The 12,362-nt window shown below is 71.0% G+C and carries 13 protein-coding genes and 1 tRNA gene; 11 read left to right on the forward strand and 3 right to left on the reverse strand.

Annotated features, from left to right (window positions below; all coding sequences use genetic code 11):
• Nucleotides 1–9 precede the first annotated feature (9 nt).
• The 11 genes from ASD93_RS05050 (at nucleotide 10) to ASD93_RS05100 (ending at nucleotide 9,658) form a co-directional block, all read left to right on the forward strand.
• Nucleotides 10–1,269 (forward strand): glutamate-5-semialdehyde dehydrogenase, encoded by a 1,260-nt coding sequence (locus ASD93_RS05050; protein ID WP_056119630.1) that lies wholly within the window; start codon nucleotides 10–12, stop codon nucleotides 1,267–1,269.
• 53 nt (nucleotides 1,270–1,322) lie between these two features.
• Nucleotides 1,323–1,550, forward strand: coding sequence for a hypothetical protein (locus ASD93_RS05055; RefSeq protein WP_056119633.1), 228 nt, complete (start codon nucleotides 1,323–1,325; stop codon nucleotides 1,548–1,550).
• Nucleotides 1,551–1,560: 10 nt separating this feature from the next.
• The gene (gene nadD / locus ASD93_RS05060) at nucleotides 1,561–2,157 is read left to right on the forward strand and encodes a nicotinate-nucleotide adenylyltransferase (RefSeq protein ID WP_056119636.1); all 597 of its coding nucleotides are present in this window, start codon (nucleotides 1,561–1,563) and stop codon (nucleotides 2,155–2,157) included.
• Nucleotides 2,154–3,326, forward strand: a complete 1,173-nt coding sequence (locus ASD93_RS05065) for a hypothetical protein (protein ID WP_082569189.1) — start codon at nucleotides 2,154–2,156, stop codon at nucleotides 3,324–3,326. The genes nadD and ASD93_RS05065 overlap by 4 nt, the downstream gene beginning before the upstream one ends.
• Complete coding sequence (gene rsfS / locus ASD93_RS05070) at nucleotides 3,326–3,703, forward strand: ribosome silencing factor (protein WP_056119641.1); 378 nt, start codon at nucleotides 3,326–3,328, stop codon at nucleotides 3,701–3,703. The genes ASD93_RS05065 and rsfS overlap by 1 nt, the downstream gene beginning before the upstream one ends.
• Nucleotides 3,704–3,774: 71 nt before the next feature.
• A tRNA-Ala gene (locus ASD93_RS05075) sits at nucleotides 3,775–3,847 on the forward strand.
• A gap of 114 nt (nucleotides 3,848–3,961) precedes the next feature.
• Nucleotides 3,962–4,438, forward strand: coding sequence for a VOC family protein (locus tag ASD93_RS05080; protein ID WP_056119644.1), 477 nt, complete (start codon nucleotides 3,962–3,964; stop codon nucleotides 4,436–4,438).
• A complete protein-coding gene (locus ASD93_RS05085) occupies nucleotides 4,435–5,580 on the forward strand; it encodes a PQQ-dependent sugar dehydrogenase (protein ID WP_056119647.1) in 1,146 nt (381 codons plus the stop codon). Before ASD93_RS05080 ends, ASD93_RS05085 begins: the two co-directional genes overlap by 4 nt.
• Nucleotides 5,581–5,626: 46 nt before the next feature.
• Nucleotides 5,627–6,712 (forward strand): putative zinc-binding metallopeptidase, encoded by a 1,086-nt coding sequence (locus ASD93_RS05090; RefSeq protein ID WP_082569190.1) that lies wholly within the window; start codon nucleotides 5,627–5,629, stop codon nucleotides 6,710–6,712.
• A complete protein-coding gene (locus ASD93_RS05095) occupies nucleotides 6,709–8,388 on the forward strand; it encodes an acyl-CoA dehydrogenase family protein (RefSeq protein WP_056119654.1) in 1,680 nt (559 codons plus the stop codon). The genes ASD93_RS05090 and ASD93_RS05095 overlap by 4 nt, the downstream gene beginning before the upstream one ends.
• A gap of 61 nt (nucleotides 8,389–8,449) precedes the next feature.
• Nucleotides 8,450–9,658 (forward strand): glycoside hydrolase family 3 N-terminal domain-containing protein, encoded by a 1,209-nt coding sequence (locus ASD93_RS05100; protein WP_235566889.1) that lies wholly within the window; start codon nucleotides 8,450–8,452, stop codon nucleotides 9,656–9,658.
• On the opposite strand, the gene ASD93_RS05105 is transcribed toward ASD93_RS05100, so the two are convergent.
• From ASD93_RS05105 to ASD93_RS05115, 3 genes are read right to left on the reverse strand one after another with little or no spacing between them, the layout of a single operon-like run.
• Nucleotides 9,659–10,534, reverse strand: a complete 876-nt coding sequence (locus tag ASD93_RS05105) for a hypothetical protein (protein WP_056119658.1) — start codon at nucleotides 10,532–10,534, stop codon at nucleotides 9,659–9,661.
• 45 nt (nucleotides 10,535–10,579) lie between these two features.
• Entirely contained in the window at nucleotides 10,580–11,293 is a 714-nt protein-coding gene (locus tag ASD93_RS05110; protein ID WP_056119662.1) for an SOS response-associated peptidase, read from the reverse strand.
• Nucleotides 11,294–11,322: 29 nt separating this feature from the next.
• Nucleotides 11,323–12,360, reverse strand: coding sequence for an App1 family protein (locus ASD93_RS05115; RefSeq protein ID WP_056119665.1), 1,038 nt, complete (start codon nucleotides 12,358–12,360; stop codon nucleotides 11,323–11,325).
• Nucleotides 12,361–12,362: the final 2 nt, after the last annotated feature.

Raw genomic sequence — 12,362 nt, forward strand, 5'->3', positions numbered from 1 at the left:
ACTGGGCGGATGACCACTACGGCCACGACCGCCCGCGAACGGATGCTGCTCGCCAAGGAGGCCTCGCGCAGCGTCGGTCTCCTCGACGACGGGCGCAAGCGCGAGGCACTGCATGCCATCGCTGACGCGATCGAGCAGTCCGCGGCAGCGGTCGTCGCCGCCAACGCCGAGGATCTCGAACGGGGCCGGGCCACGGGGCTGACCGTCGCGCTCCAGGACCGGCTGCGGCTGGACGAGCCGCGTGTGGCCGCTCTGGCGGCAGCGGTGCGCGACATCGCTGAGCTGCCTGACCCCGTCGGGCGCGTCCTCGACGAGCGGACGCTCGACAACGGCGTGGCGCTGACCAAGATCGCCGTGCCGTTCGGCGTGGTCGGCTCGATCTACGAGGCCCGGCCGAACGTCACGGTCGACATCGCCGCTCTGGCGCTGCGGTCGGGGAACGCCGTCGTGCTCCGTGGAGGGTCGGCGGCCGAGAGGACCAACGCGGCCCTCGTGAGCGCCATGCGCGGCGCTCTCGCCGAGCAGGGGATCGACCCCGAGGCGATCCAGACCGTCGACGACTTCGGCCGCGAAGGTGCGCGGGAGCTCATGCAGGCCCGCGGCGTGGTCGACGTGCTCGTGCCCCGCGGCAGCGCACAGCTCATCGAGACCGTCGTCACCGAGTCGTCGGTGCCCGTCATCGAGACCGGTGCCGGCGTCGTCCACATCGTGCTCGACGAGAGTGCGCCGCTGGACTGGGCGCGCGACATCGTCGTGAACGCGAAGGTCCAGCGTCCGAGCGTGTGCAACTCCGTCGAGACGGTGCTGGTCATGGCGGATGCCGCTCCCCGCCTCGTTCCGCCGGTCGTCGCGGCATTGCGCGAGCGAGGGGTGACGGTGCACGGGGACGCGGCCGTCGCCGCCCTTGCGGAGGGCGTCGTGGCGGCAACCGAGGAGGACTGGCAGACGGAGTACCTGAGCCTCGACATCGCCGTACGCGTGGTCGACGACCTCGATGAGGCGCTCGACCACATCCGTCGCTACTCCACGCACCACACCGAGTCGATCATCACGCAGGATCGGGCCAACGCCGAGCGCTTCCTGGCAGAGGTCGACTCGGCCGTCGTGATGGCCAACGCGTCGACGCGGTTCACCGACGGGAGCGAGTTCGGCTTCGGCGCCGAGGTCGGCATCTCCACGCAGAAGCTCCATGCGCGCGGGCCGATGGGCCTCACCGAGCTGACGAGCACCAAGTGGCTCGTGCGAGGCGTCGGACAAGTCCGCGTCTGAGCGCCTAAACTGAACAACAGCCCGCCAGCCGGCGTACCCGAAACGGAGCCCGAATGACCATCGCCACGATCGTCGCCCTCGCCGCCGAAGAATCCGAGCACCACGGCAACGTCGCTCTCGAGACCGTCGGCTTCGGCATCATCGCGATCGCGATCTTCGCCGCTCTCGCGATCGTCACACTCTCGTATCGCAACGTGGCCAACCGCCACGCGCACAAGGCGGAGGCGTATGCGATCGCCCACGCCGACGACGTCGAGCACCGATCGGGGCACGGCCACTAGGCCGCACTGCATGTCGGTGACGGGAGCCCCGAGGGTCGGGGTCATGGGTGGGACGTTCGATCCCATCCATCACGGTCACCTCGTCGCCGCGAGCGAGGTCGCCCAGTGGTTCGACCTCGATGAGGTCGTCTTCGTCCCCACGGGGGAACCCTGGCAGAAGGACGGGGTCTCGCTGAGCGAGCACCGCTACCTGATGACCGTCATCGCCACGGCATCCAATCCTCGCTTCACCGTCAGCCGTGTCGACATCGACCGCTCCGGCCCCACCTATACGATCGACACGCTGCGCGATCTCAAGGCCGAGCGGCCGGATGCCGAGCTGTACTTCATCACCGGCGCGGACGCCATAGCGCAAATTCTCAGTTGGAGGGACCATGATGAGTTGTGGGACCTCGCGCACTTCGTCGCGGTCTCCCGTCCCGGTCACGTGCTCAGCACGGACGGACTGCCCAGTGACGACGTCAGTCAGCTCGAGATCCCCGCTCTCGCCATCTCGTCCACCGACTGCCGGGACCGCGTAGGTCAGGGACACCCGGTGTGGTACCTCGTTCCCGACGGGGTCGTCCAATACATTGCGAAGCATCATCTCTACCGGAGCAAGGAATGAGTGAAACCGAGCAGCCGGCGAATCAACCGCTGACACGCAAGCAGATGCGGGAGATCCGCAACACGGGGTCGACGCCCGTCATCACCGCCGAAACCGCGGCCGAGGCCGCGGCCCCCGCCGACGAACTCGACGAGGCGACCTTCGTTGTGGAGTCGCCGCCCGCGCCGCCATCGGTCTTCGGCGCTCCGGCGTGGGAACCTGCTGCTGCGACTCCACGCGTGGCCGTCGCGCCGCTTCCTCGCGCCGCCGACCCCGTCGTCGTCGCGCCGGCGCCCGTCGCCGACTCGACCGTCGACCTCGGCGCCTCACCGCTCACTCGCCGCCAGGCGCGTCAGCAGGAGCGCATCCGCACCGCCTCCGTGCCCGTCATCACCCCCGAGGTCGCCGCCGCGCATACGGCGTCCCTCGCGGCCGCAGGAGCGACTCCGGCGTTGACGCGCGACCAGCCGGTCAGCGCCAACAGCGGCATGCACGACCTGTTCGGACTCGCGACGGCACCGGCTCCGGTGATCCCGACGCCCGCCGAACGCGACGAGACGTCCGCGGAGCCGGAGGCGCCCGCCCACCTCGAAGAGTCGCCCGCCGAGTACGAAGCCTTCCGCGCCGTCGATGCGGTCCAGCCCTCCGCGTGGGAAGAGCTGGCAGCCGATGTCGAGGAGACGGACGCCAAGGAGGACCGCGTCGTCAACCCGCTCCTGGGAGCAGGACTGCTCGCCGGCGAGCCCGAGCAGGCTCCGCTGCCCGCATCGTTCGATCAGCTGCTCTCGCGATCGACCGGAACGGTTTCCATGCCCAACGCGCTGATCCTGTCGCAGGCGCCCGAGATCGCCCCCATGTCCGCGCCGATGAGCGCGACGGGTGAGGTGCTCATCACCGGCACGCTCAACCTGCCAGAGGGACTCGGGTCCACCGGCCACGCCCTGGGCACCGCCGACGGCAAAGAAGTCGACGCCACCCTCATCGACGGCGAGCTTCCTGCGCACTCGTCCCCGACGCCCATCGCCGCCAGCGCCGCGATCAGCACGGTCAAGTCGGCCGGCGAGGTCATCAGGCCGCCGGTGCCGGAGAAGGGCAGCAAGCTCATGCTGACGCTCGCCATCACCGCGGGTGCGCTCGCGCTGGCGCTCGTCGGTGTGCTCATCCTCGCCTTCGTGACGGGAGCACTGTGATGACGGCATCCGCCCAGTCCCACGACATGCTGCAGATCGCGGCGATCGCCGCCGACGCGAAGGGCGGCGAGGAGCTCGTCGCGCTCGACGTCTCGGGGCCGCTCCCGCTCGTCGACGTCTTCCTCCTCGTGACCGGGCGCAGCGAGCGCAACGTCGCCGCCATCGCCGACGAGGTCGAGGACCGCCTGCTCGAGGCCGGACACAAGAGGCTGCGTCGCGAGGGCCGCAAAGAGTCGCGATGGGTGCTGCTCGACTTCGGCGACCTGGTGGTGCACGTGTTCCACGAGGAGGAGCGCATGTACTACGGGCTCGAGCGCCTCTGGAAGGACTGCCCGGTCGTGCCGATCGAGCTCCCCACGCCCGCCGCCGCGGAGTGATCAGCCGGTTCGGAGCACCCGAAACCGTGTTGTAAGCTGGTCTAGTTGCCCCGCGAGGGGCGGCGAAATCCGGGCCTGTGGCGCAGCTGGTAGCGCACCTGCATGGCATGCAGGGGGTCAGGGGTTCGAGTCCCCTCAGGTCCACCGAATGAAAGCCCCCGAGACATCGGGGGCTTTCGGCTTTTCCGGGCAGTGGGGCCGCAGCCGTTGACCGAACCGTGCGGTCGGGGGACGCTAGGGGAGACCCCGGAGGATGACATGCCCGAAGCAACCCCGTTCCTGTGGTTCGACGACGACGCCGAGACCGCCATCACCTTCTACACGGAACTGATCCCCGACTCGTCGATCGTGTCGGTGGGGAAGTATCCCGACGAGGTCCCGGGAATGGGGGGCAAGGTGATGCACGCCCACTTCCGTCTCGCCGGCCGCGACTACTACGCGATGGATGCCGGTCCCCAGTTCCCCTTCACCGAGGCGATCTCGCTGTATGTCTCGTGCGCGGACCAGGCGGAGGTGGACCGGTACTGGGACGCCCTGACGGCCGACGGCGGGCAGGAGCAGCCGTGCGGCTGGCTCAAGGACCGGTGGGGGCTGTCCTGGCAGATCATCCCGGATCGCCTCATCGAGCTGATCCGGCACCCCGACCCCGAAACCGCTCACCGCGCGGTCCAGGCCATGCTCACGATGCACCGCATCGACATCGCGGCGCTCGAGGCGGCGGCCGCAGGGGCGTGACCCGCCGCGCGCGCCTCGTCGCGGTCGGATGCCTCGTCCTGGCCGCGATGGCGGCATCCGGTTGCGCACCGACACCCTCGCGGGAGGCCGCTCCGTCGCTGGTGCCGCCCACGTCGATCACTCCTGCGCCGAGCGCCGAGCCGACCGGCGCGTGGCGCGTCGACGGCGCACCGCAGGCGCTCGCATCCGGGCTCGCCGCTCCGTGGTCGGTCGTGCCGCTCGCCGGCGGAGGAGCGCTGATCTCGCAGCGCGACGACGGCACCGTCGTCGAGCTGACGCCGGAGGGGGAGCGGCGCACGGCGGGGACCGTGCCGGGCGTGGTGTCCGGAGGCGAGTCCGGCCTGCACGGACTCGCTCTCTTCGAGAGCGACGACGCGACCTGGCTGTACGCGTATCACGGCGCGGCCGACGACAACCGCGTGGTGCGGATGCCGCTCCTCGGCGGACCGGGGACGCTGGCGCTCGGCGAGAGCGAGCTGGTGTTCGACGGGATCCCGCGGGCGAGCACCCACGACGGCGGGCGCATCGCCTTCGGCCCCGATGGCATGCTCTACGTGGCGACCGGGGACGCGCAGCACCGCGACGCACCGCAGGATCCTGACGCGCTCGGCGGCAAGATCCTCCGACTGGACCCCGAGGGCGATCCGGCCGAAGGCAACCCGTGGGGCACCGCGGTGTGGTCGCTGGGGCACCGCAACGTGCAGGGGCTCGCGTGGACCCGGGACGGCACGATGTGGGCGAGCGAGTTCGGTCAGGACACGTGGGACGAGCTCAATCGCATCGAGGCAGGCGGAAACTACGGCTGGCCCGTGGTCGAGGGAGAGGCGGGACGCGAGGGGATGATCGATCCCATCGCCAGCTGGGCCACCGCCGATGCCAGTCCCAGCGGCATCGCCGCCGTGGGGGACACCGTGTTCGTGGCGGGCCTGCGCGGTGAGCGCCTGTGGGTCGTGGACACCGCAGACGGGACGGCGGCGGGGGAGCCGACCGCCGTTCTGACCGGTGACCAGGGGCGGCTGCGCGACGCCGTCGCCGCTCCCGACGGCACGCTGTGGGTGCTCACCGGCAACACCGACGGCAGGGGATCGCCGCGGCCCGAGGACGACCTGCTCCTGCGCCTGCGGCTCGTGCCCGCGCCGTGACGCGTCGCCGCGCCCCGCGCACGCGACTCGGCGCTACGGTGAGAGCGTGAGCTCCCAGCCCCGCTGTCCGCACTGCCGCCATTTCGTGTACCTCGACACCTTGGTCTGCCCGAACTGCGAGGCGGAGCTCGGCTTTCACATCGTGACGCGCCAGTTCTACGGCATCCGCCACGGTCGCGTCCAGATCGACGACATGACCTGGTACACCTGCTCGAACCGGGAATGGGCGTGCAACTGGCTGGTACGCGAGGATGCTCCGGCCGGACGCTGCTTCTCGTGCCGCCTGACGCGTCGGCGGCCCGCGGCGGACGACACCGTCGCGCTCGAGAAGCTCGCCAAGACCGAGGAGGCCAAGCGCCGGCTCCTGCTCCAGCTGGGTGACCTCGGACTGCCTATCGTGCCGTGGGACGTCGCCGAGGGCGGCCTCGGCTTCGATCTCATCTCGAGCCTCACCGACGGCAAGCCCGTCATGATCGGGCACGCGAACGGCATCGTCACGATCGACCTCGCCGAGAGCCTCGACGACCGGCGTGAGGCGCTGCGCGTGCGGCTCGGAGAGCCGTATCGCACGATCCTCGGGCATCTGCGGCACGAGGTCGGCCACTACTTCCAGAACGTGCTCCTCGCCGACGACGCACTGTGGGCGCAGTGCCGGGCGCTGTTCGGGGACGAGCGCGCCAGCTACCGCGACGCGCTGTCGCGCCACTACAAGCTCGGGGCACCGGCCGGCTGGCACGAGAGCTTCATCTCGGAGTACGCGACGATGCACCCGTGGGAGGACTTCGCCGAGACCTTCGCTCACTACCTGCACATCACGGGCACCCTCCAGACGGCGGCGGCTCTCGGCATCCACCTCGACTCCGCCGTCACGAATCTCCGCGACACGGACGTCGTCCCCATCGAGTCGTATCGCGACGAGCCCATCCAGCGACTGCTGACGGACTGGGAGTGGATGTCGCAGGCGTTCAACCGCATCAATCGCGCCATGGGCTTCGGCGACCTTTACCCCTTCACGATCGTGGGCCCGGTCCGCCACAAGCTCGAGTTCGTCCACGACATCATCACGCGCGCCCCGCTCACCTTCGACGAGCAGTCCGCCCTCGCCTTCGCGCCCGCGCCGGAGCGGGCGTGACGACCTTCTCCCGTGGTCAGCGCGTGATCGGCGCGTTCACCCACTTCGTCGAGAACCAGCCGCCGTGGCGCGTCGATGTCGACGAGTACTCCGCCAACGCGCCCCTGGTCGCGGCCCTCGACGCCTTCGGCGCGGGCTGGGCAGACTCCGGGCTGCGCGAGGCCGGCGCGCTCGTCGGCTCGCTCGACTTCCAGCGCGATGCCGAGCTGGCCAATACACACACCCCCGTCTTGTACACGCACGACCGGTGGGGCTTCCGGCTCGACGAGGTCGAGTACGACCCGTCCTACCACCGGGTGATCGCCGCGGCGCTCGCGCACGGCGCCCACACCTCGGCATGGGCGAATCCCCGACCGGGCGCTCACGTCGCGCGGGCCGCCGCCTTCATGCTCTTCGCACAGGTCGAGCCCGGGCACGCCTGCCCGGTGTCGATGACCCACGCCGCCGTCGCGTCGATCGCGGATTCGCCGTGGGTCGCGGACGAGTGGATGCCGCGCCTGCTGTCCCGCGAGTACGACCCGCGCCTGCTTCCCGCCGATCAGAAGCCCAGCGCCCTCATCGGCATGGCGATGACGGAGAAGCAGGGGGGATCGGACGTGCGCGCCGGGACGACCGTCGGGGTGTCGATGGGCGGGCATGCGTACCAGCTCACCGGCCACAAGTGGTTCTGCTCCGCTCCGATGTCGGACGGCTTCCTGGTGCTCGCCCACACCCGGCGAGGCGGGACGGAGGAGGGCCTGTCGTGTCTGTTCGTGCCGCGCATCCTGCCGGGCGGCACGCGCAACGTCTTCCGGCTGCAGCGGCTGAAGGACAAGCTGGGCAACCGCTCGAACGCGTCGGGCGAAGTGGAGTTCGACGGCACGGTCGGATTCGTGCTCGGCGAGCCCGGCCGGGGCGTGCGGACGATCATCGAGATGGTGCAGCGCACACGCCTGGACTGTGTTCTGGGCACCGCCGCGGGGATGCGCCAATCCGTTGCCGAGGCCCTCTGGCACGCGCGCGGGCGCGAGGCCTTCGGCGCGCCCCTGGTCGGGCAGCCCGCGATGACGGCGGTCCTGGCCGACCTCGCCCTGGAGTCCGAGGCGGCCATGCTGACGGGCCTGCGCCTCGCGCAGCTCTTCGAGGCCGAGGCATCCGATCACGACGTCGCCCTGCGCCGCCTGGCCACGCCCATCGCGAAGTACTGGGTATGCAAGCGCGGACCGCACCATGCGTACGAGGCGCTCGAGTGCCTCGGCGGCAACGGCTACACCGAGGCGTTCCCGCTCGCACGGCGCTACCGCGAGCAGCCGGTCATGGCGATCTGGGAGGGATCGGGCAACGTCATCGCCCTCGATGTGCTGCGGGCGCTCACGCGTGATCCCGACTCCGCGGACGCCTTCGCCGCCGAACTCGCGACGACCGACGGCGCGTCGGCGACGCTCGACGCCCACAGTGCGCGCACACTCGCCCTGCTGCGCGATCTGCAGGGTGCCGACGCGGATGCCGCGCAGGGACAGGCGCGCAGGCTCACGGAGTCGCTGGCGCTGGCGTTCCAGGCGTCGCTCATGCTGCGCCACGCACCCTCGCGCGATGCTGAGGCCTTCATCGGCGCACGACTGGGCGAAGACCGTGGCGCGCAGTACGGAGTCCTGCCGGTGGGAACGGATGCCGCCGCCATCGTCGCGCGACACTGAGGCCCGGTCCTCGCAGCCTGCGGGCGGTGCGCGATCGCCGGGCGCGACCTAGGCTGACGGGGTGGATGTCGCTCGACGGGGGATGGCCGCCGCGACGGTCGCGCTCGGGCTCGTGGCGATCGGCGTGATGCCGTCGGCCTCAGCGGAAGAGGTGGATCCTTCGTCGTCCGCGGAGGTGGGAGCCGTCCGGGTCGAGGCGGCCGCCGAAGACGGCGTGCACGACCAGGCCGTGCGCGCGGTGGCCGCGATGTCCCTCCGCGAACGCGCGGCATCCGTTGTCATGGGGCACATTCCCACGACGGACACGGCTGCGCTGCGGGACTACATGGCCTCGAGCGGCATCGGCGGGTTCATCCTGATGGGTGCGAACATCCCCGGGAGCGAGAGCGCCCTGCGCGACGTGACGACCGCGCTCACGCTCGACCCGGCGCTGCCGCCGCTCATCGCGATCGATCAGGAGGGCGGCGACGTGTCGAGGCTGCCCTGGGACGGATTCCCCTCGTCCCTCGAGCTCAAGGACGCGCCGCCGGCCGCCGCCCAGGACGCCTTCGCCGCTCGTGCGGCCCTCGTCCAGCGGGGCGGCATCGGGGTGAACTTCGGGATCGTGGCCGACGAGACGGACGACCCGGGCTCCTTCATCTACCGCCGCTCGCTCGGCACGACCCCGGACGCGGCCGCGGAGCGCGTCGCAGCGGCGGTCGCCGGCGAAGGCGGGGCGGCGATGTCGACGCTCAAGCACTTCCCGGGTCACGGCGCAGCGCCCGGCGATTCGCACGAGGGCATACCGTCCACGGACATGTCGAAGGATCAGTGGGCCGGCTCCGATGGCGTGCCCTTCGCCGCCGGCATCGATGCCGATGCCCCGCTGCTGATGTTCGGGCACCTCGCCTACACCGCGGTCGATGCCGCACCTGCGAGCCTGTCGCCCGAGTGGCATCGGATCGCGCGGGAGGATCTCGGCTTCGAAGGCATCGCGGTGACCGACGACCTCGGCATGCTCGAGGCCTCCGGCGATCCCCGCTACCGCGATCCGGTGGCCAATGCGGTCGCCGCCCTCTCGGCCGGGAACGACCTCGTGCTGGGCGTGATGTTCTCGGACGCGCGGAGTGCGACGCGGATCGTGGACGGGATCGTCGCGGCAGTCGAGTCGGGGACGCTGCCGGCGGAGCGGCTCGACGAGGCGGCGGCGCGCGTTCAGGCGATGCGCATGAGCCTGGCCGCCGACGGGCGAGGTCTCGTTCCGTGTGCCGACTGCCAGCCCGCCGACTGATCAGCCTCGATCGATGACCTCGAGGAGCCTGGCGCGGATCGCCTGACCGCGTTCCGCGAAGGCGCGCTGTGCGCGCACGTACTCGGCCTTGCCCTCGGGGGACTCGATCGGGACGGGCTCGTAGCCCCACGGCGCGAGATCGTAAGGGGATGCGCGCATGTCGAGCGTCCGGATGTCGCGGGCGAGCTCGAAGGCGTCCAGCAGCACGTCGCCCGGCACGATCGGACCGAGCTTGATCGCCCACTTGTAGAGGTCCATGCCCGCGTGGAGGCACCCCGGCTGCTCGAGTGCCGCCTGGCGGTCGCGGGTCGGGATCTCGCGATTGCGCGGCGCGGCGTCGGGGGTGAAGAAGCGGAAGGCGTCGAAGTGGGTGCAGCGCAGATCGTGCGCCTCGACCACCGCGTCGGTGGCGGCTTGACCGAGCCGCAGCGGCACCTCGTGGCGATGGTCGGACTCGCGGTAGACCATCGCCCACTCGTGCAGTCCGAAGCATCCGTACCCGGCGGTGCGTCCCGAGGTGGCGCGGAGGATGCGGCCGATGTTCACGATGAGGGCGTCGTACTCGCCGCGCCACCCGGCGCCGTCCACGACGAGCGATCCCGGCACGTCGCCGGGTGCGTAGCCGCGCCAACGCGCGCGGGGCGTGCCGGCGGCATCCGCCAGTTCGACGCCTTCGCCGGGATGCCAGCGCCGCAGAACGGCGGGCTTGTAGGAGTAGTACGTGAACAGGAAGTCCTCGACCGGATGCTTCTCGCCGCGGGACGCGCGGGCGCGATGCGCTGCCGTGAGGGCGTCGGCCCGTGCGCCATGAGCGCGCTCGAGGTCGCGCCACACGGGTGCGGCGAGCACGGTGCTCGAAGGGGGCGCGATCGTCACCGTTCGAGGATACGCGCGGCGCGGGACCCCGTTGCGGGCAGCGCCTCAGTCGTCGGCCGGCTCGATGAGCTCGGGGGAGTTGTTGCGCACGTTGCCGACCGCACGCGAGACGACGTGGTCGTCGAGGGTGTCGGCGAGTGCGGGCGCCGCGTCGATCGCCGCATCGAGCACGTCGCGCACGTTGTCGGTCGTGGGGTCGAGCCACGCGTCGGCGTGGTCGGGGTCGAGGAACAGCGGCATGCGGTCGTGGATGGAGCCCAGGTGGCCGATCGAATCGCGGGTCAGGATCGTGAAGCTCAGGAGCCAGCGTGCGGGATCGTCGTCGGCCTTCTCTTTGTCGCGCCACCACTCGTAGAGTCCGGCCATGAACAGCGGCGAGCCGTCGGCGGGATGGATGTAGTGCGGGATCTTGACCCCGTCGACGGTCTTCCACTCGTAGTAGCCGGAGGTCGGCACCACGGCGCGCCTCTTCTCGAGCGCGCTGCGGAACATCGGCTTGCCCTCCAGCTCTTCGGAGCGTGCGTTGAACGCCCGTGCGCCGATCTTCACGTCCTTCGCCCAGCCCGGCACCAGGCCCCACCGGGCGCTCTCGAGGCGCCGCACCGGCAGTTCCTCTTTCACGGAGTCGAGCACGATGGCCGCCTGGGCGGTGGGCGCGACGTTGTACGAGGGCTCGGGCAGGTCGTCGCCCTCGACGTCGACGCGAAGCACGCCGACGAGATCGGAACCGGCACTGGCCACCACGAAGCGTCCGCACATGCGGGAAAGCCTACGCGCGGGGTCCGACGTCAGTGCGGGACGACTCCGACGTCCTCGAGGCGTTCGAGCAGGCCCGCCCCGTCCGACTCGCTGACCCACGGGACGCGCGCCGCGCTGTGGTCGTTGACGGCCGTGCGACCGCCCGCGAGGACGGCTTCGGCGGGGGACAGGCGGCGGATCGCGACGCCGACGACGTTGCCCGGATGCTCGGCCGCGAAGGTCGTGTACAGCTCATCGTCGTGCTGACCGTCGTCGCCGATGAGGAGCCACCGCACGTGCGGGAACTCCTCCGCCAGCCTGCGAAGGTTCGACAGCTTGTGGGCCTTGCCGCTGCGGAACCACCGGTCGTGCGTGGGGCCCCAGTCGGTGAGCAGCAGCGACCCGGGCGGGAAGAGATGACGGCGGAGGAACCGCATGAGCGTGGGAGCGATGTTCCAGGCGCCCGTGGAGAGGTACACCACCGGTGCTCCGGGGTTCTCGCGGACCACCCGCTCCATGAGCACCGCCATGCCCGGCACGGGCTGCCGCGCGTGCTCGTCCACGACGAACGAGTTCCATGCCGCGAGCAGCGGGCGGGGAAGCGCCGTGACCATCACCGTGTCGTCGACGTCGGAGACCACGCCGAAGGTCACGTCGGGAGCCACCACGAACGCGCGCGTCTCGATGGGCTCGCCGTCCTCGACCGTCACGGTGAACGTCTGCCAGCCGGGCTCGAGCACGGCGGGCAGCCGCACGTCGATCACTCCACCGCGGTCGGCGACGACCTCGTGCTCGACGCCGGCGATCGTGACCGTCACCTGTGCGTAGCCGATCGGAACCGCCACGAAGCTGCGCCAGCCGCGCACGCTCGCGTACTCGCCGGTCTCGGTGCGCTTGACCGGGGGGACGATCATGACGCGCCCGAGCACCCGCACCCAGCCCGGTCCGCCGTATCCGGGGAACGGAGTGACGGTCGGCGTCTGGCCGCGGCGGCGGGCGCGGCGCTCGCGCCAGGAGTGGAAGCGGTACTCGAGTCGAGCGAACCACAGCACCTTGGTGCGGGGCGGTGGTGTGGCGGTCTCGGGCATCG

Origin of the sequence: Microbacterium sp. Root180 (genome assembly GCF_001428485.1) — a bacterium.
Taxonomy (GTDB): domain Bacteria; phylum Actinomycetota; class Actinomycetes; order Actinomycetales; family Microbacteriaceae; genus Microbacterium.

Bases quoted from the DNA above. Each gene is read 5' to 3' on its own strand.
- ASD93_RS05050 (WP_056119630.1), top strand. From the start codon at position 10: ATGACCACTACGGCCACGACCGCCCGCGAACGGATGCTGCTCGCCAAG.
- ASD93_RS05055 (WP_056119633.1), top strand. From the start codon at position 1,323: ATGACCATCGCCACGATCGTCGCCCTCGCCGCCGAAGAATCCGAGCAC.
- nadD (WP_056119636.1), top strand. From the start codon at position 1,561: ATGTCGGTGACGGGAGCCCCGAGGGTCGGGGTCATGGGTGGGACGTTC.
- ASD93_RS05065 (WP_082569189.1), top strand. From the start codon at position 2,154: ATGAGTGAAACCGAGCAGCCGGCGAATCAACCGCTGACACGCAAGCAG.
- rsfS (WP_056119641.1), top strand. From the start codon at position 3,326: ATGACGGCATCCGCCCAGTCCCACGACATGCTGCAGATCGCGGCGATC.
- ASD93_RS05080 (WP_056119644.1), top strand. From the start codon at position 3,962: ATGCCCGAAGCAACCCCGTTCCTGTGGTTCGACGACGACGCCGAGACC.
- ASD93_RS05110 (WP_056119662.1), bottom strand. From the start codon at position 11,293: ATGTGCGGACGCTTCGTGGTGGCCAGTGCCGGTTCCGATCTCGTCGGC.
- ASD93_RS05115 (WP_056119665.1), bottom strand. From the start codon at position 12,360: ATGCCCGAGACCGCCACACCACCGCCCCGCACCAAGGTGCTGTGGTTC.